The 23238-nt window shown below is 69.6% G+C and carries 23 protein-coding genes; 10 read left to right on the top strand and 13 right to left on the bottom strand.

The features are described from left to right. Nucleotides 1-2 precede the first annotated feature (2 nt). From AB3K92_RS05275 to AB3K92_RS05260, 4 genes are read left to right on the top strand one after another with little or no spacing between them, the layout of a single operon-like run. Nucleotides 3-365 (top strand): non-heme iron oxygenase ferredoxin subunit, encoded by a 363-nt coding sequence (locus AB3K92_RS05275; RefSeq protein ID WP_021157708.1) that lies wholly within the window; start codon nt 3-5, stop codon nt 363-365. Then, nucleotides 362-649, top strand: a complete 288-nt coding sequence (locus tag AB3K92_RS05270) for a DUF1330 domain-containing protein (protein ID WP_021157707.1) — start codon at nt 362-364, stop codon at nt 647-649. Before AB3K92_RS05275 ends, AB3K92_RS05270 begins: the two co-directional genes overlap by 4 nt. Before the next feature lie 49 nt (nt 650-698). Continuing rightward, complete coding sequence (locus tag AB3K92_RS05265) at nt 699-1016, top strand: DUF1330 domain-containing protein (protein WP_369464577.1); 318 nt, start codon at nt 699-701, stop codon at nt 1014-1016. Then, nucleotides 1013-2287 carry an FAD-dependent monooxygenase gene (locus tag AB3K92_RS05260; RefSeq protein ID WP_369464576.1) on the top strand — a complete coding sequence of 425 codons (1275 nt, stop codon included), beginning with the start codon at nt 1013-1015 and terminating at the stop codon, nt 2285-2287. The genes AB3K92_RS05265 and AB3K92_RS05260 overlap by 4 nt, the downstream gene beginning before the upstream one ends. Here AB3K92_RS05260 and AB3K92_RS05255 read toward each other — a convergent pair. From AB3K92_RS05255 to AB3K92_RS05205, 11 genes are all read right to left on the bottom strand, one after another. Continuing rightward, entirely contained in the window at nt 2284-3306 is a 1023-nt protein-coding gene (locus AB3K92_RS05255; RefSeq protein ID WP_021157704.1) for an aldo/keto reductase, read from the bottom strand. The two genes, AB3K92_RS05260 and AB3K92_RS05255, sit on opposite strands and share 4 nt — an antisense overlap. Before the next feature lie 103 nt (nt 3307-3409). Further along, nucleotides 3410-4609, bottom strand: a complete 1200-nt coding sequence (locus AB3K92_RS05250; RefSeq protein WP_053077850.1) for an arabinose transporter — start codon at nt 4607-4609, stop codon at nt 3410-3412. Between the two features lie 23 nt (nt 4610-4632). After that, nucleotides 4633-6171 carry a DHA2 family efflux MFS transporter permease subunit gene (locus AB3K92_RS05245; RefSeq protein WP_059817337.1) on the bottom strand — a complete coding sequence of 513 codons (1539 nt, stop codon included), beginning with the start codon at nt 6169-6171 and terminating at the stop codon, nt 4633-4635. Between the two features lie 2 nt (nt 6172-6173). Beyond that, nucleotides 6174-7409: an HlyD family efflux transporter periplasmic adaptor subunit gene (locus AB3K92_RS05240; protein WP_192387769.1), complete on the bottom strand. Its 1236-nt coding sequence runs from the start codon at nt 7407-7409 to the stop codon at nt 6174-6176. Then, complete coding sequence (locus tag AB3K92_RS05235; protein WP_063800580.1) at nt 7406-8854, bottom strand: efflux transporter outer membrane subunit; 1449 nt, start codon at nt 8852-8854, stop codon at nt 7406-7408. Before AB3K92_RS05235 ends, AB3K92_RS05240 begins: the two co-directional genes overlap by 4 nt. 162 nt (nt 8855-9016) lie before the next feature. After that, nucleotides 9017-9508: a shikimate kinase gene (locus AB3K92_RS05230; protein ID WP_081065249.1), complete on the bottom strand. Its 492-nt coding sequence runs from the start codon at nt 9506-9508 to the stop codon at nt 9017-9019. A gap of 26 nt (nt 9509-9534) precedes the next feature. Next, a complete protein-coding gene (locus AB3K92_RS05225; protein WP_021159351.1) occupies nt 9535-10215 on the bottom strand; it encodes a hypothetical protein in 681 nt (226 codons plus the stop codon). Further along, nucleotides 10212-11348, bottom strand: coding sequence for a prephenate dehydratase (gene pheA / locus AB3K92_RS05220; RefSeq protein ID WP_059863825.1), 1137 nt, complete (start codon nt 11346-11348; stop codon nt 10212-10214). Before pheA ends, AB3K92_RS05225 begins: the two co-directional genes overlap by 4 nt. 40 nt (nt 11349-11388) lie before the next feature. Continuing rightward, nucleotides 11389-12378 (bottom strand): nitronate monooxygenase family protein, encoded by a 990-nt coding sequence (locus tag AB3K92_RS05215; RefSeq protein ID WP_060089387.1) that lies wholly within the window; start codon nt 12376-12378, stop codon nt 11389-11391. Between the two features lie 23 nt (nt 12379-12401). Continuing rightward, nucleotides 12402-12806: a thioesterase family protein gene (locus AB3K92_RS05210; RefSeq protein WP_042974961.1), complete on the bottom strand. Its 405-nt coding sequence runs from the start codon at nt 12804-12806 to the stop codon at nt 12402-12404. 39 nt (nt 12807-12845) lie between these two features. Continuing rightward, complete coding sequence (locus AB3K92_RS05205) at nt 12846-13997, bottom strand: acyl-CoA dehydrogenase family protein (RefSeq protein ID WP_369464575.1); 1152 nt, start codon at nt 13995-13997, stop codon at nt 12846-12848. A gap of 315 nt (nt 13998-14312) precedes the next feature. On the opposite strand from AB3K92_RS05205, the gene AB3K92_RS05200 reads away from it, so the two are divergent. Next, the gene (locus tag AB3K92_RS05200; protein ID WP_081071497.1) at nt 14313-15194 is read left to right on the top strand and encodes an endo alpha-1,4 polygalactosaminidase; all 882 of its coding nucleotides are present in this window, start codon (nt 14313-14315) and stop codon (nt 15192-15194) included. 326 nt (nt 15195-15520) lie between these two features. On the opposite strand, the gene AB3K92_RS05195 is transcribed toward AB3K92_RS05200, so the two are convergent. Then, a complete protein-coding gene (locus AB3K92_RS05195; RefSeq protein ID WP_060341470.1) occupies nt 15521-15736 on the bottom strand; it encodes a hypothetical protein in 216 nt (71 codons plus the stop codon). 395 nt (nt 15737-16131) lie between these two features. Here AB3K92_RS05195 and AB3K92_RS05190 point away from each other — a divergent pair, with 395 nt between their 5' ends. The 4 genes from AB3K92_RS05190 (at nt 16132) to AB3K92_RS05175 (ending at nt 20561) form a co-directional block, all read left to right on the top strand. Continuing rightward, nucleotides 16132-16572: a hypothetical protein gene (locus tag AB3K92_RS05190; protein WP_059568829.1), complete on the top strand. Its 441-nt coding sequence runs from the start codon at nt 16132-16134 to the stop codon at nt 16570-16572. Between the two features lie 131 nt (nt 16573-16703). Beyond that, entirely contained in the window at nt 16704-17153 is a 450-nt protein-coding gene (locus AB3K92_RS05185) for a CBS domain-containing protein (RefSeq protein WP_048027796.1), read from the top strand. Nucleotides 17154-17448: 295 nt separating this feature from the next. Beyond that, on the top strand, nt 17449-19182 hold the full coding sequence (locus AB3K92_RS05180) for an ABC transporter permease (RefSeq protein WP_369464574.1): 1734 nt from the start codon (nt 17449-17451) through the stop codon (nt 19180-19182). A gap of 119 nt (nt 19183-19301) precedes the next feature. Then, the gene (locus tag AB3K92_RS05175) at nt 19302-20561 is read left to right on the top strand and encodes a nitrate/sulfonate/bicarbonate ABC transporter ATP-binding protein (RefSeq protein WP_048027916.1); all 1260 of its coding nucleotides are present in this window, start codon (nt 19302-19304) and stop codon (nt 20559-20561) included. Between the two features lie 76 nt (nt 20562-20637). Here AB3K92_RS05175 and AB3K92_RS05170 read toward each other — a convergent pair whose 3' ends face one another. Then, nucleotides 20638-22242 (bottom strand): AAA family ATPase, encoded by a 1605-nt coding sequence (locus AB3K92_RS05170; protein ID WP_369464573.1) that lies wholly within the window; start codon nt 22240-22242, stop codon nt 20638-20640. A 26-nt stretch (nt 22243-22268) separates the two neighbouring features. On the opposite strand from AB3K92_RS05170, the gene AB3K92_RS05165 reads away from it, so the two are divergent. Then, nucleotides 22269-23204: a hypothetical protein gene (locus tag AB3K92_RS05165; protein WP_369464572.1), complete on the top strand. Its 936-nt coding sequence runs from the start codon at nt 22269-22271 to the stop codon at nt 23202-23204. Nucleotides 23205-23238: the final 34 nt, after the last annotated feature.

The following is a 23238-nucleotide window of genomic DNA, read 5'->3' as shown; positions in this document are numbered from 1 at the left end:
GCGTGACGACGGAATGGATCTATGCGGTCGATACGGCCGCGGTACGCGAGGAGGGGCTGACGGGCGTGATCGTCGGCGGGCGCGACATTGCGCTGTTCGCGGTCGATGACGAGATCTTCGCGACCGACAACCAGTGCACGCACGGCGAGGCGCGCCTGAGCGACGGTTTTCTGCTCGACGACGAAATCGAGTGCCCGCTGCATCAGGGGCGCTTCAGCGTGCGTACCGGTGCCGCGCTGTGCGCGCCGGTCACGGCTTGCGTGAAGACGTTCCCGGTGAAGATCGAGGCGGGCCGGGTGTTCGTGCGATTCGATACCGAAGTCGCGCATGACGAAGCGGATGCATCGACGGGAGAGCGGACATGAGTGCCTATGTGGTGGTGGATGTCGACGTATACGACGAAGTGCGATTTGCCGAATACCGGAAGCTCGGTGTGCCGACGATCGCCGCGCATGGAGGCCGCGTGCTCGCACGCAGCGACGACGTGGTCGTGCTTGAAGGCGAATGGACGCCGCGGCGCCTGGTCGTGCTGGAGTTCGACGATCTCGACGCGGCGCGCCGTTGGCACGGCTCCGACGAATACCAGCGCGCGAGGCAGCTGCGGCTCGATGCGGCCGACACGCACAGCATCGCGCTCGCGAGCCTGTGACACCGGGGCCGCGCCCGGCCGCGGCCCGCGAGACCAAGTAGGGGAAGACATGACGGCATATATCGTGTTTGACATCGACGTTCACGACGCACGTAGTTATGAGGAGTACAGAGAGATCGGCGCGCCGACCGTCGCTGAGTTCGGCGGGCGTTTCCTGGTGCGCGGCGGCGAGGCGGCAACGCTCGAAGGCGCATGGTCGCCTCGCCGCGTCGTGGTGCTCGAATTCGATTCGATCGACCGTGCAAAGGCGTGGTACGAGTCCGACGGCTATCGGCGCGCGCGGGATATTCGCGAGCGCACCGCACGCACGATCGGCATCATCGTACAGGGCGCGCCGCCGGCGACAACCGTGGGAGAGCAGGGATGACCAGGACGACTTCGGCGGCGCGCGTCGCAATCGTGGGCGCGGGTATCGGCGGGTGCGCGCTCGGCGCGATGCTGCAACGGATCGGCCATGACGTGCGCCTGTTCGAGCAGGCGCCGGCGTTTGCCCGAGTGGGGGCCGGCATTCACCTGAGCCCGAACCTGATGCGGGTGATGCGGCTGCTCGGTGTGCATCGCCAGGCCCTGTGGGCGGGCCAGGAACCCGACGCGTTCGCCAACCGCCAGGCGGCCGACGGTGAGCTGCTGTATCGGCTGCCGCTCGGCGAAAACGCGATCGGGCGCTTCGGTGCGACGTTCGTGACGCTCAAGCGCGGCGACCTGCATGCCGCGCTGTTGGGGGCGGTGGCACCCGGGACGATCGCGTGGGGCAAGCGTCTCGCCGGCCTCGACCCGGCGGGCGACGCGATCAGGCTGACGTTCGAGGACGGTTCGAGCGAAACGGCCGATCTGGTGATCGGGGCAGACGGCCTGCGCTCGCGCGTGCGCGAGGCGCTGCGCGGGTTCGAGGCGCCGGAATTCTCCGGGCAGGTCGCGTTTCGCGGGGCGTATCCGCGCGCGCTGCTGGGCGAACTCGCGGTCGAGGATCTGACCAAGTGGTGGGGCGACCGGAAATTCGTGCTGTCGTACTGGCTCGATCGTGCGCGCCGCGAATTTTATTTCGCCGCGATGACACCGCAGGCCGAGTGGCCCACGCAGGCCTCGTCGATGCCGGGCGACGTCGACGAGATGCAGGCGATCTTCGCCGATTTTCATCCGGCCGTGCGTCACATGCTGGCACGCGCGCCACGCGAGTCGGTCATGAAGTGGGCGTTGTTCGAACGTTCGCCGCAGTTCGAGTTCGGCAACGAGCGCGTCGTGCTGATCGGCGACGCCTGTCATCCGATGCGCCCGTTCATGTCGCAGGGCGCGGCCATGGCGCTCGAGGACGCGACGATTCTGCTACGTGCGCTCATCGGCTCCTCGAACGCGGCGAGTGCGTTCTCGACCTATGCGCAGTGCCGGGTCGCGCGACTCGGCGAAGTGCATCGCGTATCCGCCGCGAATACCTTCATGCACGGCCCGACCGAGCCGGACTGGGTGTTCGGCTACGATGCACTGACCGCGCACGCGTCGCCCGCGCTGCCGCCGTTACCCGTCGAGCTGGACTGGCTGGTCGGCGCGTCGCCGCTCGCCGCGCGCATGCAGGCCGCGGCGACGCGTGCGGTACCGTCGCATCGGTCGCCGCCGATGCCGCACGCGCCGGTACCGTATTAGACCGGTGCCGGGTTGCGCTCGAAGCCGCGCTGGTGCCAGTACGGGTAGGGCAGTTGCGTCGTACTGGCGGCATCGAGCCGCTTTACCTGGTCGGGCGTCAATGCCCAGCTGGCCGCCTGCGCGTTCTCGCGCAGTTGCGTCGCGTTTCGGGCACCGATGATCACGTTCGCGACGGTGGGCCGCCGCAGCAACCAGTTGAGTGCGACCTGCGCGACCGTCTTGCCGGTTTCGGCGGCGATCTCGTCGAGCGCATCGACGACGTGGTGCAGCAGGGCATCCGTGACGGGCGGGCCCTCGTCTGCGGTCTTGTGCAGCCGGCTCGTCTCCGGCAACGGCCGGCCCCGGCCGACCAGGCCCGTCAGCCGCCCCCATCCGAGCGGGCTCCAGACGATCGCGGACACCTGCTGGTCGAGCGCGAGCGGCATCAGCTCCGTTTCGTAGTCGCGGCCGATCAGCGAATAGTAGACCTGGTGCACGGCATGCCGCGTGAGCCCGTCGCGATCGGCGGCCGCGAGCGACTTCATCAGGTGCCAGCCGGAGAAGTTCGAGCAGCCGATCACGCGGATCTTGCCGGCGCGCACGAAATCGTCGAGCGTGCGCAGCGTTTCCTCGACGCGTGTCTGGGCATCGAATCCATGCAGCTGGTACACGTCGATGTAGTCGGTGCCGAGCCGCTTGAGGCTGCCGTGAATGGCATTGGCGAGGTGATGGCGCGACGACCCGACGTCATTCGGGCCTTCGCCGAGCCGGAACGTCCCCTTCGTCGACACGATCACGCGATCGCGCCGGCCGGCGATCGCCTGGCCGAGCAGCTCTTCGGCGAGTCCGTCGGAATAGACGTCCGCGCTGTCGAACATCGAGATGCCGGCGTCGAGCGCGATGTCGACGAGCTCGCGTGCTCCGGCGGCGTCCGTGCTGCCCCATTCCCTGAAGAATGCGTTGCCGCCGCCGAACGTCGCGGTGCCGAGACTCAGAACGGGGACCTTGAAGCCGGTTCCGCCGAGGGTTCGGTATTCCATGATCGGTACTCCTTGTCGAAGTGTGAAGGACTGCGGGATGGCGCCGCGAGGGCGCGGGATACGGACGGGGACGGCAGGGCATGCGCCCGCCGTCCGCCGGGGTTCACGGGGGCGACCGGTCGGCGTGCATCAGCCACGCTGTCAGCAGGACGCCGGCGAATGCGGCACACGCGCCGACGGCGAAGGCGGACGGGTAGTCGGTACGCGCGACGACCCAGCCAGCGAGCGGGCCGGTGCACGCGTAGGCGACATCCTGGAACGCCGTGAAGCCGCCGAGGGCGGTGCCGCGTGCCTGCGCCGGCACGTGCCGGAGGGTGGCGACACCGAGCGCGGGAAAGACCAGCGAACAGCCGAGGCCGGATACGGTCGCGCCGACGAGCGCGACGCCGGATGCCGGCGCCGCCCACAGGAGAAGCTGGCCGATCGCCTCGACCGCGAGCGCGGCGAGCGCGACCGGATAACCGCCGAACCGGTCGGGCAGATGGCCGAACAGGACGCGGACGAGGACGAAGGCACCGCCGAAGCAACTGAGCGCGAGGCCCGCGCCTTCCCATCCGCGCGCCTGGAACAGCAGCGTCACGAACGCGCCGATCGCCGCGAAACCGACGCCCTGCAGCGCGAGGCTGCATCCGGGCCGCGCGATGATTCGCAGCACGCGGGACAGCGGCACCCGCAGGCCCGGCTGCGGCGCGACGGCAGGCAGCGTGGCGACGAGCGCGAGTGCGATGCAGGGCAGGACGATCGTGGCGCCGGCCACGGCGGCCAGCCCGCCGGCGCGCGCGAGCGCCATCCCGCAGGGCGCGCCGAGCGCGATCGCGCCGTAAAGGGCCATGCCCGTCCACGAGAGCACGCGGCCCGAGCGGGTCGCGCCGAGCGTGCCGATGCCCCACGCGAGCGCCCCGGTGACGAGCTGGCTTTCGCCGAGCCCGGACAGCAGCCGCGCGGCAACCAGCAGCGCGAGACGCGCGCCCGGGCCGGCCGGCGCCGTGGCGCTCGCGACGTAGACGCCGCCCGCGACGACGCACGACACGAGCCCCGCGCACATCGTGCGCTTCGCGCCTCGATGATCGGCGCGGCGGCCCGCGATGCTCCGCGTGAGCACGGTCGCGAGGAATTGCGCGCCGACCGCCGTGCCGACGACGAGCGTGCCGAAGCCGAGCGTGTCGTGCACGTACAGCGGCACGACGGGCAGCAGGACGCCGAAGGTCAGCGCGCCGAGAAAGACGCCGAAACAGATGAGCCGGGCCGTGCGGGCCGGGGCGATGTCGGGCGCGACGACGTTGTCGAGGTCGGGGGCGTTCATCGGAAGGAGCCGGTTGATCGGCGTCACGGACGCCGGTAGCGGATGGACCAGACGGTCAGCAGGGTTGCGCCGAACAGCAGCAGGCAACCGAACGAGAAATCGTTGAGCGCGAGCATGTGGGCTTGCACGTCGATCGAGCGGCTGACCGACGCGAGCGCGCCGGCCGGCGACATGCCGGCATGTTCGAGCCGGGCGAGCCAGTCGCCGGCAGCCGGATCGAACGGCGTGATGCGATCGACGAGGTACGTGTTGTGAACACGCGAGCGCCGTTCGAAATAGGTCGGCGCGACGGAGGTGGCGACGCTGGTGCCGATCCGGCGCAGCGCATTCTGCACGCCCGACGCCGCCGGCAGCCTTTCGCGCGGCAACCCGGCGATCGACAGCGACACGAGCGGGGTGATGAAAAACGCGGTGGCCGCGCCCATCAGCAGCGAGTTGGCCGCGATGTCGCCGAGCGTCACGTCGGTATTGAAGCCCATGCGCCAGAACGACGCCGCGCCCCAGCCGACCAGCGCCACGGTCGCGAGGTGGCGCGGGTCGCTGCGCCCCTGGATGCGGCCGATCAACGGCGCGATCACGATGCCCGCGATGCCGAGCGGCGCGGTGGCGATGCCGGCCCAGGTCGCCGTGTAGCCCTGCTCGGTCTGCAACCAGAGCGGCACGAGCACGAGCGCGCCGTAATAGACGCCGAAGCCGACCGTCACCGCGATCGTTCCCGCCGTGAAGCTGCGATCCGCGAACAGCCGCAGGTCGACGATCGGATGCGCGTCGGTCAGCTCCCAGAGGACCAGCGCGACGAACGACACGACGCAGAGCACGGCGAGCGCGCGGATCTCGACCGCCGCGAACCAGTCGAGGTTCTGGCCGCGGTCGAGCATCAGCTGCAGCGAGCCGAATGCGGCGGCGAGCAGCAGCAGCCCGACGAAATCGACGGGAAGGTGGCGGGTCGGGTTGTCGCGCCGGCCGAGAAAGCGGGTCAGCACGAGCAGGACCAGCGCCCCTGTCGGGACGTTGACGTAGAAGATGTAGGGCCACGAGAGGTTGTCGGTGATCCAGCCGCCGGCGATCGGGCCGAGCACGGGCGCGACGAACGTGGTGGTCTGCCAGACCGACAGCGCGACGTTGCGGCGCGCGGCCGGAAACACGGCCAGCAGCAGCGCCTGCGACAGCGCGGTGATCGGCCCGGAGGCCGCACCCTGCAGCGCGCGGAACAGCAGCAGCGATTCGAAATTCGGTGCGAGGCCGCACAGGATCGAGGTCAGGACGAACAGCACGACCGAGACCCGGAACAGCCGCACCTGGCCGAAGCGCTGCGCGAGCCAGCCGGTCAGCGGCAGCGTGATCGCGAGCGGTGTCGCGAACGACGTCAGCATCCAGGTGCCCATGTCCGGCGCGACGCCGAGATCGCCGGCGATGGTCGGTACCGCGACGTTGGCGATCGTCAGGTCGAGCGTCTGCATGAAGTTGGCGACGCTGATCGCGATCGCGACGAGCACGAGAGCCGGGCCCTGCAGCGGCTCCAGCGGCAGTTTCGGCGCCGCACCCCGAGCGACGGGCGCCATGCTCAGGCTCCCGGCGCGCGGCGCACGGCAGCGCCGTCGTTCGCGCGGATCGTGTCGTTGACGAGGGCGTCGCCGGACGAGGCATCGTCATCGAAGATCGACGTCGCGTCGATCGGGCGCCGGGCGGCGGCCGGCGCGGGGCGCACGGAGGCCGATGCGGTGCCGGGCGCGCCGTCGCCGAGCACGACCGATGCGTTCATCGACAGGCCGATGCGCAGCGGGTGCGCGCGCAATTCGCCGGGATCGAGCGCGACCCGCACGGGTACGCGCTGCACGACCTTGATCCAGTTGCCGGTCGCGTTCTGCGCGGGCACCGACGCGAATGCCGAACCCGTGCCCGCCTCGACGCCTTCGATGCGGCCGTGGAACACGACGTCGGAGCCATACAGGTCCGAGCGAAGCTCGACGGCCTGCCCGGCGTGCATGCCGCGCAGCTGCGATTCCTTGAAGTTGGCCTCGACCCACACATGGTCGAGCGGCACGAGCGCCATGGCCGGCGAGCCGGGCGTGACGTGCTGCCCGACCTGCACGACACGGCGGGTCACGAGCCCCGCCAGCGGCGCGCGGATTTCGGTGCGGCGCAGCGCGAGCGCCGCACTGCGCACCCGCGCGGCCGCGGCGCGCACCAGCGGGTTCGAGTCGATCGACGTGCCGTCGACGCGGGCACGCGATGCGTCGTACGCGGCCTGCTGCGCGTCCAGCGCGGCGGACGCACTGGTCATCGCGTCGCGCGCATGGCGGATGTCCTCGCGCGATACGCCGCCGTCCTGCGCGAGGCCGAGCCGCCGCTGCAGGTCGTCGGAGGCCTTCGACAGCTCGGCCTTGCGCTGGAGGATCTGGGCCGCCTCGCGCGCCGTGTCGGCATGCGCGGTGCGGTACTCGCGCACCGCATGGGCGAGCTGGGCTACGGCGTCGTCGAGCGCGAGTTTCGCATCGGTCGGATCGACGCGGAACAGCGGATCGCCGGCACGGACCCATTCGGCGTTCTGCACCATGATCGTGTCGACCGTGCCCGCCACCTGCGGCGATACCTGCACGACATCACCCGTCACGTAGGCGTCGTCGGTCGTCTCGGTGCCGCGCGACGTGACCCACCAGTAGCCGCCGGCCAGCGCGGCCAGGGCGAGCGCGATGAAGAACCAGCGGAAGTAGCGGCGCCGCGTGGTGCGCCGCGCCTGTTCGGCGGGCGGGGGCGACGCCGCGCCCGCGGCGGCCGGCGGAGTGTCGGTGCGATTCATTGTTGGGCTCCGGGGTTCGTTGCGCCACCGAGCGCGGCGATCAGCCGGACGTGCTCGACGGCAAGTGAGGTATCGGCGCGAGCGACCGACCGGCGGTCCTCAAGCAGCCGGGTTTCGGCCAGCAGCACGTCCAGGTAGCCGGAAATGCCTTTCTGGTAGCGCCGCGTCTCGATGTCGTAGGTCTGCTGGGCGCGTGCCAGCGCATCGCGATTCAGGTCGCGCTGCCTCGCCAGCGCGTCGAGCTGCACGAGCGAGTCGCTGACCTGGGCGAGTGCGTTGACGACGGTGTCGTCGTAGTCGGCGACGGCGGCGTTGTACGCGTCGGTCTGCGCGCGCAGGCCGGCTCGCAGCCTGCCGCCTTCGAAGATCGGCAGCGTGATCGCGGGGCCGGCGCCGAACGTGCCGCTGCTGCCGTGAAGCAGCGCGCGAAAACCGAAACTCTGCACGCCGGCGAACGCCATCAGGTTGATGTCCGGATAGAACGCCGCGCGGGCCGCGTCGATGTCGGCCGACGCGGCCTCGACGCGATAGCGGGCCGCCAGGATGTCGGGCCGGCGCCCGACGAGCGCGGCCGGGAGCGCCGCGGGCAACGGCGTGACGGCATGCAGCACGCGGGGGGACGGCGTGAGTGTGTCCGCATAGCCGGGCCCGCGCCCGACGAGCGCCGCGAGCCGGTGGCGCAGCAGCGCGACGGCCGCGCGCTGTCGCTCGACGTCGGCCTGCGCGAGCGGCAGCGGCTCGCCGGCACGCGCGACCGCGACCGGCATGTCGAGTCCCGCCGCTTCACGCTGGCGGGTGAGACGCAGCAGGTAATCGTGCTGACGCAGCGTATCGTTCGCGATGTCGAGCAGTTGCAGCTCGAGCGCGAGCTGCAGGTAGGTCTCGACGAGCGCGGCCTGCAACGACACGGTTGCCGCGCGCTCGAGCGACTGCTGCTCGCCGGCGCGCAGGGTCGCGGCGCGGGTCAGCGCGCGCAGGCGCCCGGCAACGTCGAGATCGAACGACGCATTCAGCAGCGCCTGCGCGTTGACTTGCCAGTGGCCTGCGGCGGGGGGCGGGGTGGTGTAGCTGCGCGGCAGCCGCGTCGGCGTCGCGCTGACCGCTGCGCCGAGCAGCGGCAGGGAATCCGCCGCGCTGACGTCGGCTTGCGCGAGCGCCTCGTCGACCCGGGCGCGCTGGGCCTTCAGCGACGGCGCGCCCGCGAGCGCGTCGGCCAGCACGCGGTCGAGCTGCGGATCGCCGAAGGTACGCCACCATTGCGCGTCCACGTCGGCCTGACCCTTGGCCGCGTGAAGGGCGAGGCCCGGGTCGAGCTGTTCGACCGGGGTGATCTTCTGTTGGTCCGGCTGCTGGCCGAACGGGGCACAACCGGCCATGACGGCCGCCGTCACGGCTGCCGCAGCGATCGGACCCCATCTTCGAGTCGAGACAAGAAACTTGGACATGATCGGTTTCCACGAGTCCGGTTGACGAATTCAACCTATCTAAAAATATATCTTTAGATATTCTCAGACAAGGAGCAACTGTCAGAAATGGCAGTGGGAAGTCCCCTTGACGGGGCGGGAAGCTAACCGGGAGCGGGGAAGCCGCGCGCATGGGCGCGACCGTCAGGCGGACGCGGACGCGGATTCGGCGAGGGCCGCCGCGACGATTTCGTCGATCGACGCGCCGCGCGTGTCGAGCAGGCGATGCGCGCAGGCCCGATACAGCGGATCGCGCGTCCGCTGCAACTCGGCCAGCACGGCGCGCGGATCGGGCACGTCAAGGAGCGGGCGCGCCGGATCGCGCGCGGTGCGCCGGTACAGCGCGTCGATGTCGCTGACCAGGTAGATCACGTGGCAGCGCGCCTTGAGGCGCGCGCGGGTGTCGTCGCGCAGCACCGCGCCGCCGCCGGTGGCGAGGATCAGCGTGTCGCGTTGCGACAGCGCGTCGATGACGCCGGCTTCGCGGGCGCGGAACGTCGGCAGCGGAAACAGCATGGCAAGCGGGGCGCCGAAGCGCTGCTCCATCTCCCGGTCGGAATCCGCGAACGGGCGGTCGAGTGCCGCCGCAAGCGCCGCGCCGATCGTCGTCTTGCCCGCACCGGGCATGCCGATCAACGCGATGCGCGGATGGTGCGCTGCCGTCACAGCCGGCTCCGCAGCGAATGCGTCCGGCGCGTCGCCGCCGTGATACGGCGCAGGCGCACCGTATTGGCGAGGCGGTCCAGGACGCCGGTCATTCTTGCGGGCGATACGGGTGCGGCACCGGGTTGCGCGAGCAGATCGCCCAGCGCGATGCCCCCGACCTGCACGTCGTTCGCAAGCAGCGCGTCGGTCAGCATGGCGACGCTCGCATCGATGCCGGCCCACGCATGGCCGAAATCGGCGAGCACGCGGCGCGAGGTCGCGGGTGCCGCGAGGCAGTCGCGCCAGGGCACGAGTACGCCGCCGACGGGCGCCGCGCCGCGCGCGGTTTCCAGCAGCCGCCAGCCGCGCGCGGTGGCGCCGTTCCGCGTGCACCAGCGGCCATAGGCCGTCGCGGACGTATCGACGACCAACGCCGTCGGCAGCCGCAGTCTGCCGAGCCGGCGAAGCAGCGCGGCCCGCGCATCGTCGTCGACGTCCGGGGTGGCCACGCGCTGCACATGCGTCAGCAACTCCAGCTCGTCCTCGTAGTCCGCGCGCAATGCACGCAGCCATGCGCCGGTGTCTCGACGCAGCGACGGCGGCACGACCCCGAGCAGGACCAGCAGGCGATCGTCGTGGCCGTCGCAGATGGCCCGCACCCGGCGCGCGACGGCGGTATCGGCGGACGCGGCACTCATGTCGCGCTCGGCTCGGCAACGGCGCCGGCATCGACGCTCGGCGCGCGCGGGTAGGAACCGAGGATTCGCAGGTCGGCTGCGGTCGCCCTGATGTCGTCGAGGGCGGCACGGACATGCGCGTCGTCCTGGTGGCCGTCGATGTCGACGAAGAAGCGATACGCCCATCCGGCGGCGCGGCCGGGGCGCGCGTCGAGCCACAGCACCGAGATCCGGTGCCGCGCCAATGCATCGAACACGCCTGCGAGCGCGCCGATCGTATCGTCGAGCTTCAGCAGGAGGCTGGTGCGGTCGTGGCCTGTCGGCTCCGCCAGCGGCCCGCCGAGGACGAGAAAGCGCGTGCGATTGCCGGGTTCGTCCTGGATCGCGTTCGCCACGATACGCAGTCCGTATCGATCGGCCGCCCGTTCGCCGGCGATCGCCGCGCAATCCGTCATGCTCGCTGCTTCGCGGGCGGCCGCGGCGTTGCTCGCGACAGGCACGCGGCGCAATTGCGGCGCATGCGCATCGAGCCACGCGCGGCACTGCGCCAGCGCCTGCTGATGGCCGAGCACGCAGTCGACGCCTTCGAGCGTGCCGGATGCGCTCAGCAGGCAGTGCGCGACCGGCAGCACGATCTCGCCGACCACCGGAGCGGTTGCGTCGGCCAGCAGGTCGATCGCGCGCGTCACCGTGCCTTCGGTCGAGTTCTCGATCGGCACCACCGCATGGTCGACGTTCGCGGCCGCCAGTGCGGCGAACGTCGCTTCGAGCGTGTCGCACGCATGTGGACGGATCGGGGCGCCGAAGTAGCGCTGCATCGCGGTCTCGGTAAAGGTGCCGGGCGGGCCGAGGAACGCGACCGACGGCACCTGCTGCAACTCGCGGCTGACGCGGAACAGCGTGTGCCAGATCGCCGCGACGTGGCGCGCCTGCAGCAGCCCGTGCGGCCGGGCGCACAGCCCCGCGACGATTTCCGTTTCCCGGGCCGGCTGGCGGATCGTCCGGCCGTCGAGCGCCTTGAACTGGCCGATCGCGGCGGCGTGCTGCATCCTGCGCGCGATCAGCGCGAGCAGTTCCTGGTCGATGGCATCGATCTGCGCGCGTTGCAGCGCGACCGGATCGTGAGCGGGCGAGGCGGTGGCGGTGAGGGTCATGACGGTACCGTGGAGGTAGCGAAAGAATGCGGGTGCCCGGTCAGTGCGCGGGAGTGTGCCGGCCGATGCGGGCGGACTCGTGGCGCACGCGTTCGAGTGCGACGCCGTACTCGATCTCGAGCTGCGCGACGATCTGCTCGACGCTCAGTACCGTGTCCATCGAGCCCACGCCCTGGCCGGCGCCCCAGATGTCGCGCCACTGCCGCGCGCCGGATTCGGGCGAGAAATCGAGGTGTGCGTGCTCGCTGCGGGGCAGGTTGCGGACGTCCATGCCCGCGGCCTCGATGCTCTGGCGCAGATAGTTGCCGTGCACGCCGCTGAACGCATCGGTGTAGACGATGTCGGCGGCCGTGGCCTCGACGATCGTGTCCTTGTAGCGCTGCGCCACGTTGGCTTCGTGCGACGCGAGGAAGCGGGTGCCCATGTACGCGCAGTCGGCACCCAGTGCAAGCGCCGCCGCGATGGCCGCGCCGGTGGCGATCGCGCCGGACAACGCGATGAAGCCGTCATGCAGGCGGCGCACCTCCGACACCAGTGCGAACGGGGACAGCGTGCCGGCATGGCCGCCCGCTCCGGCCGCGACCAGGATCAGGCCGTCGACACCGGCCTCGAGCGCTTTTTCCGCGTGTCGTACGGTCGTGACGTCGTGCAGGACGACACCGCCGTAGGCGTGCACGGCTTCGACGATCTCGCGCGGCGGCGCGCGCAGGCTCGTGATCAGGATCGGCGTGCGCCGGTCGATGCAGATCCGCAAGTCCGCTTCGAGCCGCGTGTTGGTCTGATGGCAGATGTGGTTGACCGCGTACGGCCCCACGCACGCATCCGGACGGGAGGCACGGTGCGCGGCGAGTTCCTCGTCGATGCGATCGATCCAGTCGCCGAGCTGCGCGCTCGGTCGTGCATTGAGCGCGGGAAAGGCGCCGACGATCCCGCTCTTGCACTGCGCCAGCACCATCTCGGGGTAGCTGGCGATCAGCATCGGCGACGCGATCAGCGGCAGGCGCAGGTCGTGCAGCGGCGTCGGGCGCATCGGGGTGTCTCCTCCAGTGGTGCTCATTGCGCGACCGGTGCACGGTCGCGGCGCTCGGCAAGCCGCTCGTGAAAACTGTCGCGACCGACCGCGCAGCGTGTATGGATGCCTTCGCCGACGACGCCGGCCGCATCGCGAACCGACACCTTGTAGGTCATCATCCGGCCTTCCACGGAGATCAGCTCGGCGTCCACCGTGACTTCCCAGTCGGGCGGCGTCGGAGCGAGATGCTTGATCTCGAAGTTGTAGCCGACTGTCATCAGGTCGGCGCCGAGCAGGTGATCGGTTGCCTGCATGCAGGTCTGCTCGATGAAGATGATCATGATCGGGCTGGCAAGCGCGTGCGCTTCGCCGCCCCATTGATCGGCAAGCGAAATCGTATCGACGCGGTGCGTGGCACGGGCACGGAGGCCGGGTTGGATGGTCAAGGCAGACTCCTTCGGGATGGGAAACGAAAAATCGAGCATTCAGGCCGCGTGCATGTGCGACGCGGTCGCGCGTCGCTGCATCTGGCTGAAGATGTTGCGCGCGTGCATCTCTTCGGTGCCGCCCGCGGTTCCCATGGCAAGTGCGTCGGCAACGAAGGTCGCGAGCGGGCCACGGCGATAACCGTCGCTGCCGTAGATCGCGAGCAGGTGCAGCGCGGCCTGGGTCAGGTCGCGGGCGCCGCCCAGTTTCGCAATCGAGCAGCTGGCGAGCGCGGACGGGTCGCCCGCCCGCAACTGGTCGAGCGCGGCGAGTGCCATCCAGCGCGAGCGCTCCGCACCGACGTGAATGTCGACGAGCCGCCGCTGGACATGCTGATGCTTGTCGAGCGTCACGCCGAGCGCGCCGCGTTCGCCGACATACGCGAGTGCGTCGTCGAGGAACGGCCCGACCACGTCCGCGCACAGCAGGCCGAACAATGCGCGGTTCATCGACGCGATGTCCATCAGCACGCGCAATCCGTCCTTGGGACTGCAAAGCAAATCGTCCGTGCCGACGGGAACACCGTCGAACGTCATGTCGCCGATCGGCAGATCGGTGACGCCCAGGGTTTCCTGGGGCGCGGTGCGCGTCACGCCGGCGCGCTGCGGATCGAGAAGAACCAGCGCCGTACCGGGGCGACCGTCGTGCGTGGCGCTCGCGGCGACGAGGATCAGTGCCGCGTCCGGGGCGTGGCTGATGTTGTACTTGTGACCGTCGAGGCGGCCATCCTGGCCGTCCAGCGTGACGCGGCTCTGCAGTGCGCGGATTTCGGTGCCGGTGCCTTTTTCCGAAATGGCGGTCGCGGCCACCGCGCCGGACGTCAGGGCCGGCAGGAAACGGTCGCGCTGCGCCGGTGTGCCGTGGAGCAGCAGCGCGCGTATCACGGTCGCCTGATTCGCCAGCGCCATCGCGAAGCCGACGGATCTCGTCGCGGTCACGATCGCCTCGAACGCGGCGATGAACACGTTCAACGACGCGTCCGCGCCTGCGTCGCGGCCGGCGACGAGCGTGCGCCACAGACCGGCTTCGGACAGCGCGCGCCAGGTTGCCCAGTCGAAGCCGCGGCGCGGCGACGGCGCGAAGTGACGCAGCGCGATGGCGCGGTAGGTGGCGGCGGCAGCGCGTTGATCGGGGGTGGCTTCGAAGTTCATGGTGTCCGTGAGGCGATGCGGATGCGGTATGGCCAATCTATCCAAAACCCCGGGACGGAGAAACTGTCATTTTTCGCAATCGCTCATCGGCGATGACGGTGCGTTTGCGGACAACGCCGGCCCGCGACGTAAACAAAAATCGACAAATCGGAACAGATGGGCGCGGTGTTCCCGCCTACCATCCGGACGTGCTTCGCGCGTTCCCGCACCACTGCGCGATCGGCAGATGCATCGCCTGCATTCCGCTGCACGTGACTCCCTCGCACCCTCGCACTCTCGCATCCTGACGAGCCGCCAACAGGCAAAGGATTCGCCATGTCCGCAAGGTCATTCGCTTCATTCGTGCTGATGCTGCTGCTTGCGGCGTGCGGCGGCGACTCTGATTCGTCGGTGCCGGGCGGCCCGGTCGCGGCGGCTTCGGCGCGCGCTTCGCAAGCCGCCGCGTGGAAGCCGCTGGTGCCCGGCACGAGCTGGCAATGGCAGATCGACGGCAATACGATCAACGAGAAGGTGCTGGACGGCGTGAACAACGCCCGCAAGATGTACGACGTCGACATGGAGCTGACCGATGCCGGCACGATCCAGCGCCTGAAGGCGAAGGGCATCACCGTCGTGTGCTACATGGAGGTGGGCGGGCGGGAAGACACCCGTGGCGATGCCGGCCGGTTTCCCGACAGCGTGCTCGGTTACCCCGTCGAAGGATACGAGGATCACGAGCGCTGGCTGGACATCCGTCAGACCGCGATCCTGATGCCCTTGATGCTGGCGCGTCTCGACATGGCGAAGAAAAAGGGCTGCGACGGCATCGAGCCGGACCTCGACGACAGCTATCGCCAGGAAACGGGGTTTCCGCTGACGCGCGACGACCAACTGCGGTACAACACGGCGCTGATCGCCGCCGCGCACGATCGCGGGATGTCGATGGGCCTGAAGAACGGCTCGGGTATCGCGGCCGCGATGGCGAAAGTGGCCGACTGGGCGCTCAACGAACAATGCAACAGGTTCCACGAGTGCGGCGGTTACGCGAGCTTCATCGCATTGAACAAGGCCGTGTTCAACGTCGAGTACACGCGCCCGGACGGCATGACGCTCGCGGCGTTCTGCCCGGCGGACAACCAGGCCGGTTTCGACGGCATTCTGAAACTGTCGAGCGACACGCTTTCGGCGCTGCCGCGCGCGGCCTGCCGGTTCGAGTGAGCGGCGGCGTTCCACTTACGCCACCATTGGCGTTGCTGTTCGATCAGGTCATGCCATATCGCGGATGGACGAGAAGCCACCGGAGAGTCGGACAAGTTTCGTGGTGCGAATCGTTTCGCGCGCTTCCTTGCAATCTGTGAGCGATGCCGCAGCGGCGCGCTGATGGAGGTCAAGCACGATGGTTCGGGCCGATCCGCACTCGATGGTGCGCGTTATACGGGCGCTTCGCCGGATTGATCGAGGCACGCCCCATGTGCCGTACGCATCTTGCCCGAATCGTCCGATCGTTACGTATCGGGAATGCAGGCGGACCGGGCGCTTGAGGATCAGAACCGATCGAGCCGTTCGAGGATTTCGTCGGCGCGGCGCAGCAGCGTCTTGTCCTGTTCGGCCGTCGCCCTGACGGCGTGCAGTCTTGCACGCCAGTATGCGGGATCGCTGATCGACGTCTTCTTATGGAAGTCGCCCCGTGCCTGTTCGAGCAGTCGAATGGATCCTTCGATATGGGCGAGCTCGCGTTCGACTTCGTAGTACCGGTTCATGCATGGACCTCTTCAGGACGGTGATTCATGATGGATTCCGGCCGACCGCGACGCATTGATTTCACGCAAGCCGGATACGGCGTTCGGTCTCTCCGGAGAAAACCGGATGATGCGGAGTGCTACGTGGACGACATGCGACCGCGAGCGGGAGTCCGAGCGGCCGACGTGAAGATACTTACGCTACCGTGGCGTTCCGATCTGCCGACCAAAGGCTAAACGATCAAATTGACGTGTTCCTGACAGACACGCAAAGCGGATCTCCGGACGGCATCACGTCAGATGAATCGCCGGTAGTGTGGGGCGCGTGCGTGCACTTGCTGACCTGCGTCAAGACCGCTTGTGCTGCAAGAGCGAAGATGAACGCTTGCGCGTGTCGCGTTCGATGGGGAACCGACATGCACCGTGCCGTCCGCGTCTTCACGTTCATGATACGGGCCTCCACCATGCCTTCCCTGTTTGCGCACACGTCGAATCCCCGGATCATCACGCCGCCCGTCGCGCCGCACCGGAATCGTCCGGTCGACGCCGACGCCGACGGCGACCGGCTGCTGAGTCCCCACGAGATCGCGATCCTGATGGTGCTCGCCAGCGAGCCGCGATGCCAGCAGGGCGACCCCGCCGACCTACGCCGTCTGGTCGATCGCGGCCTCGTGCGACTAGATGCCGCGTCGCTTGTGGAGGCTCCCGCGCGCTTGTCGGACGACGGCTGCCGGATCGTGTCGCGCTTCGCCGAGTGCGATCGCCCCGGCCGCGACGGCAACGCCGGCTTCACGGCCGCGCGCCGGACGGCAACGACCACGGCATTGCGCGGAACACCGCACGGCGCACCGCGCTGACCTGCATCAATTTCCGGTTGCGCGGCCGGATTTACCGTTGTTTTCGCCGGATGCGAACGGGCGCGCATGGCGACGGGAACCGATCGCGTCACGCGCCGATGATCCGCTTCGCCCCGCCCGGGAGAACGAACATGAATGCTGCGATGCTCTGTACCCGCGATGTCGCGACGTGTCCCGCACGGACGACCGTCGTCGAGGCAGCCGCCAGGATGCGTGACGCTCATGCCGGCGACCTGGTCGTCGTCCATGAACAGGAAGGACGATGCAAGCCGATCGGCATGGTGACCGACCGGGACATCGTGCTTGCCGTGGTCAGCCCCGGCGCGGAGGCCGACGCGCTGTTCGTCGGCGACATCATGTCCGCGCCCGTCGCCGTCGCGGATGTCGACGACGATGTCTGGCTGCTCGCGAAGCGGATGCGTCAGCACGGCGTGCGCCGGTTGCCGGTCGTCGGCGACGACGGCGAACTGGTCGGTATCGTCTCGCTCGACGACCTGCTTCGCGTGGCAGCGGCGCTGCTCGACGAATTGCGCCTCGTGGCGGCGCGTCAGCCGTATTTCGAGGAGAAGCAACGCGACTGATCCGGCGCGCACCGCGTTCCGCCGCGGCGTGCCCGTTGCGACCGCGCGTGCGGGCATGTCGCCGCGCGCCATGGGGTATCGGCGGCCGCGCGCGAAGCGGTGCTGGACGTTTCAGGCGGCGGCATGGCCCGTGTCGATCTGAAGCAATCGGACACGTTCATCTTCCGAACGCCGACCGCGCCCGCATCCGTCGGCGCGACCCGGCCCGGCTGCCGCGGGACGGTTGACGCAGGTCAACGCGACTGTCCCGCCCGCCCCTGAAGATGAACCGCCATCATCGGCCGGGAGGGGCACCGTGGAGCACCATGCGGAGGTATTGCGCGGCGGGCGCTGGACGCTGCCCGCGCCGGGCTGGCGGGATCTCGCCGCGGTGCTGATCGTCATCGGGTTCCTGATGCTGGCCGGCATCTCGGCGCACCAGATGGCAGGCCCGCTCGCCGTCGCGCATCCCCCGGCCATCTCGTTGTCCCCCGCGGCGCTGCCCGGTTATACGCTGCGTACGGTCTCGCGCATGTTCGCGGCATTGCTCGCATCGCTTGCCTTCACGTTCGTCTACGCGACCGCGGCGGCCAGGAGCCGGTCAGCCGAGCGGGTGCTGATTCCGTTGCTCGACGTGCTGCAGTCGGTGCCGATCCTCGGCTACCTGTCGTTCACGGTGCTGTTTTTCCTGTCGCTGTTTCCGGGGCGGATGCTGGGCGCCGAATGTGCGGCGATCTTCGCGATCTTCACGAGCCAGGCGTGGAACATGACGTTCAGCTTCTACCAGTCGCTGCGCACGGTGCCGCGCGATCTCGACGAGACAAGCCGCAGCTTCCGGCTGTCCGTATGGCAGCGCTTCTGGCGCCTCGAGGTGCCGTTCGCGATGCCCGGTCTCGTCTGGAACGCGATGATGTCGATGTCGGGCGGCTGGTTCTTCGTGGTCGCGTCGGAGGCGATCGCGGTCGGCGACCTGCACGTCGACCTGCCGGGCGTGGGCGCCTATGTCGCACAGGCGATCGCGAACCGGGACCTGGCCGCGGTGGGCTGGGCGATCGTCGCGATGAGCGTCGCGATCGTCCTGTACGACCAGTTGCTGTTCAGGCCGCTGGTCGCGTGGTCGGAACGGTTCCGGTATGGCGATGCCGTGCCCGCGGTCGTGCCGCGCAGCTGGATGCTCGACCTGTTCCACCGGTCGCGATGGATGGCCCGTGCCGGCGGCCCGGTCGGCATGCTGTTGCGCCGCGCGGCGCGTGCGCGGCTGCCCGGGGCCGCATGGCCGTGGCGCGGCCGGATGGCGCTGCCGCGGCACGCGGGTGACGCGCTCTGGTTCGCGCTGTGCGCGGCGGGAGGCGGGTATGCGGCGGTTGTCCTGTTCCGGCTCGAACGCGCGGCGCTGACCTGGACGGACCTGCGCGTCGTAGCGGGCGAAGGGGCGCTGACCTTCGTTCGCGTGACGGTGCTGGTGGTGATCGCGTCGGCGATCTGGGTGCCGGTCGGCATTGCGATTGGTCTTCGACCGCGCGTGGCCGCCCGCATCCAGCCGATCACGCAGTTTCTCGCCGCGTTTCCGGCCAACCTGCTGTTTCCGGTCGCGGTGTTCGTCATCGTGCGCTACCGGCTCGCCCCCGATGTCTGGCTGCCGCTGTTGATGATCCTCGGCGCGCAATGGTATGTGCTGTTCAACGTGATCGCCGGAGCGAGCGCGTTTCCGGCCGACCTGAGCGAAGCGGCGGCATGCTTCCGGGTCCGGCCGGTGACCTGGTGGCGTCGCGTCATGTTGCCGGGTGTGCTGCCGTACTTCGTGACGGGCGCGATCACCGCGTCCGGCGGCGCATGGAATGCGAGCATCGTCGCGGAGGCGGTGAGCTGGGGCAGCACGCGCCTGAATGCCGGCGGACTGGGGGCCTATATCGCGCAGATGACCGGCGCCGGTGACTTTCCGCGTATCGCGCTCGGTGTCGCCGTCATGTCGCTGCTCGTGATCGCGACCAACCGGCTCGTGTGGCGCCCGATGTATGCGTTCGCCGAGCGCAGGACGCGGTTCGATTGAGTCCGGGCCCGATCCTTTATCCGCAGGAGACCGATGTGTCGAATCCCGGTGAATGCAAGGAAGCGTACGCGGCGGGCGCGGCCGCGCCGTCGTCGGAGCAGGCGCCGGTCGTGCTCGAGATGCGCGGCGTTTGCAAATCGTTCACGAAGCCGTCCGGCGAGCCGCTGCACGTGCTGGCCGATATCGACCTCACGCTCCGCGAGGGCGAGATACTGGGGCTGCTCGGCCGCTCCGGCTCGGGCAAGTCCACGCTGCTGCGGATCGCGGGCGGGCTCGTCGAGCCGTCGTCCGGCACGGTCGCATATCGCGGGGCGCCGCTTGCCGGCCCGACCGCCGGCATTGCGGTGGTGTTCCAGACCTTCGCGCTGTACCCGTGGCTGACCGTCGTCGAAAACGTCGAACTCGGGCTCGATGCGCTGGGCCTTCCGCCACGCGACGTGCGCGAACGGGCGGCCGCCGCGATCGAGTTGATCGGGCTCGACGGTTTCGAATCGGCTTATCCGCGCGAACTGTCGGGCGGCATGCGCCAGCGGGTGGGGTTTGCCCGCGCGCTCGTCAGCGAACCCGTCCTGCTGTTGATGGACGAACCGTTCTCGGCGCTCGACGTGCTGACCGCGGAAACGCTGCGCACCGATTTTCTTGACCTGTGGGACGCGCGCCAGCTGTCGACCCGGTCGGTGATGATGGTGACCCACAACATCGAGGAAGCCGTGCTCATGTGCGATCGCATCCTGGTGCTCGGTGCCGGCCCGGCGCGCATCGACGCCGCGCTGAACGTGCCGTTGCCGCGTCCGCGCAACCGGCACGACCCGGCCTTCCAGGCGATCGTCGGCAAGATCTACGCGACGCTGACCGCGCGTATCGCCGACGCGGCGGCGGCTCGCGCGGCGGCCGGCGGCACGCTGGCCATGGCGCTACCCGACGTGACGAGCCACCATCTCGCCGGGTTCGTCGAGACCCTGGCGGCCGCGCCGTACGACGGCCATGCGGAACTCGGCGCGATTGCCGCGGCGCTCGCGCTCCGGGTCGACGTGCTCCATGCGACCGCCGCGGCGCTCCATCTGCTCGCCTTTGCCGAGTGGCACGACCGCACCCTCCGGTTGAGCGCGGCGGGCCACGTGTTCGCGCACAGCGACGACGAGGCCCGGCGGCGTCTGTTTCGAGAGCATGTCGTCAAGTTCGTGCCGCTTGCCGCGCATATCGACGAAGTGCTGGACGAGCGAGCAGGGCATCGCGCGCCGCGTGAGCGCTTCGAACTGGAGCTCGAGGATCATCTCGATCCGCGCAGCGCGGAACAGGCGCTGCGCGTCGTGACGGACTGGGGCCGCTACGCGGGGCTGTTCGACTACGACGACCATACGCGCACCTTCGGCCGTTGATCATGCGGGCCGCGGCCGGCCGAAACGGAGCGTCGTGACATGGCGTCAAGTCATCCGGGCGGCGCAGCGCGCGTGTTTACGCGCGTAGCGCGGCGAATAACGGCGCCCAGAACGCGCGGCTCCCGTACGCCGCGACGTCGCACTCGGTTTCGAAGCGGATCGCGATCGCGGCCTCGGCTCCGGCCAGCGGCTCGGCATGCTCGACCTGCCGGGCCAGTACGGCCGTGTCGGCATCGGATGCGTCGCGCCCGTGTGCGGCCCGGGCCGCGACACGGGCGGCGAGCGTCGCCGGGCTCGCGGTGAAGTCGAGAATCGCGACGCGCACGCCGCGCTGCTCGGCGAGCGAGATGAAGGGTGCCCGGTTGCGCCGGAGCAGGAACGTCGCGTCGACGATCGCCGTATAGCCGCTGGCGAGGACCTCGCCGGCCTGCGCACGCAGTCTGTCGTAGACCGCGTCGATCGCCGTCTCCGAGTAAGCGGCGAGCGGCAGCCTGGTGTCCTCGGGTGCGCTGGCGAGGCGCTTGCGCTCGGCGTCGCTGGACAGCCGGATCGCGCCGAGCTGTTCCGCCAGCGCGCGGCTCGCCACCGATTTGCCGGAACCGGACATGCCATGGCAGAGCAGCAGCAACGGCCGCGCATCGCGGCGTGCCTGCGCCATGTCCGACGCAAGGCGCAGATAGCGGCCGCGCGTCGCCTCGTCGCCGCGCAGCCGTGCGGTCAGCGCACGCACCAGCGCACGATAGACGAAGTAGCACGGCAGTACGGCCAGCGCCGCATGGTCGCCCGTACGTGCGAGCCATCCTGACAGGAGGCGGTGGGCGCAATCTGCCCGCCCGCGGGCGGCGTAATCCATCCATGCAAACGCGAGATCGCTCGCCACGTCGATCCAGCGCAGTGCGTCGTTGAACTCGATGCAGTCGAACATCAGGATCCGGTTGCGCCAGCGGACGACGTTGTCGAGATGCAGATCCCCGTGGCAGGCGCGCACGAAGCCGTTCGCGTGCCGCTCGGCGAACTGCGGCGCGAGACGGGCCAGCTCGGCTTCGTACCAGCGTCGCAGCGCGGCTTGAGCGGGCACCGTGACGTCGAGCGTGTCGCACAACGCCTGGCATTGGGCCACGACGTTCGCCGCGCTGCCCGGGTAGCCGCGCGGCGCACGGCGCGGTGCGTGCAGATGATGGCGGGCCAGCGTCTGCGCGAATGCGTCCGCGTCCGCCAGCCCCGTGTCGTGCGATGCGCTGCGGACCGACAACATCGCTTGCGCGTCGAACCGGCGCATGCGCACCACATACTCGCCGGGCACCGCCGGCTGCCGGTGGCGTTGCGTGCCGGTTCGCACGGGCGGGCCGAACGTGCTGCCGCGGCCGCGCGCGACGATCGGCCAGACGCCCAGGTACAGCGGGCCGGCGAACGGCCGGTTGAGCGACCATTCCGCCAGCGCGCAGCGGCGGCGCTGCGCGGGGCGCACGAGATCGACGAACGCGAATCGCACGGGCTTGATGCGCTTGTACGCGTAGCGTCCCGCCAGATACACGACGGACAGGTGGGTTTCGATCCGTTCGATCCGGCCGGCGGGATGCGGATAGGTGGCAGGCCGACGCAACGCGCGATCGAACTGCAGGGTCTTTCGTCGTGCGGCTCCGCGGCTCGACGTGAACGGCAGGCGTGGTGCTCGGGACATGATGAACGGATCGATGGGCAGGGCGCTTGCATCGCGCCGTGCCCGCGGGTTGTAGTCGAACGGAAGCGGCACGCTCCGTCTGCTCGATGTCGCGGGATCGGGCCGGCAGGCTCGGGGCACGCGTGCGACGAACCCTATTGCAGCCGACTGTCGCCCATGCCGGCTTGATGCGTGTCAAGCGCGTTGACCGTGCGCACCCGGACAGCCTGCCGTGGCCCGGCGCCGGCGCGGTAGCGGCGCAACGCCGCCCGCATGCACGTCGTCGGCACCGTTGCGGCGCGTGCGGTACGCACCGCGCCGGCGCGCGCTTGACGCAGGTCAACCGCATTCCCCATGGCGGCCCTACAGTCGATTCGGGCGCTCGGGCGATGCGGCACGTACCGCGTTCCGAATGCGGGATGTCGGTGCGTCACGCGGCCGGGTTGGCGTCGAGCGGATTCATGCCGCCGGATGGCGAGCGGAACGCGATGCGTTGCGAGGCAGTGAAGATGAAACAACGGATGTGGGCGGTCGTCGTGTTGCTCGCGTTGGGTGCGTGCGCCGGTGCGGAGCGGAACGCGGCCTTCCGGTCGACGGAAACGCAATTGTTCGCGGCGCGCCAGGCCGCGGCGCTGCCGTGTTCGACACCGGCCGAATGCGATCGCGCCTGGCGCCTTGCGCGCCGCTACGTCGAAGGACATTCGTCGACCCGGATCACCCGGGCCGATGCAGACACGATCGAGACGGCGCCGCCGTTCCTGGCCGGCGAAGTCTATGTGTGGGCATCGCGCACCGCATCGGGCAGTGGCGCGGCGGTGATCCGGCTCAAGGCGATGTGCAAGGGCATGTACGACAGCGATGGCGGCCCGGGATGGCGGTACGACGCGTGCGCGACGAAGATCCTCGACATCGAGCGAGGTTTTCGGGCCGACGTGAACCCGGCGCGTTCCCCCGACGCGCCGAAGCCGGTCGCGCCGCGCTGATCCGGCATCCCGTGCCCGCGCGCCTCCGCGTGAT

Origin of the sequence: Burkholderia sp. Bmkn7 (genome assembly GCF_041103175.1) — a bacterium.
GTDB lineage: Bacteria > Pseudomonadota > Gammaproteobacteria > Burkholderiales > Burkholderiaceae > Burkholderia > Burkholderia cepacia.
The sequence above is the reverse complement of the archived record's forward strand: the minus strand, read 5'-3'. Positions and strand labels throughout refer to the sequence as shown.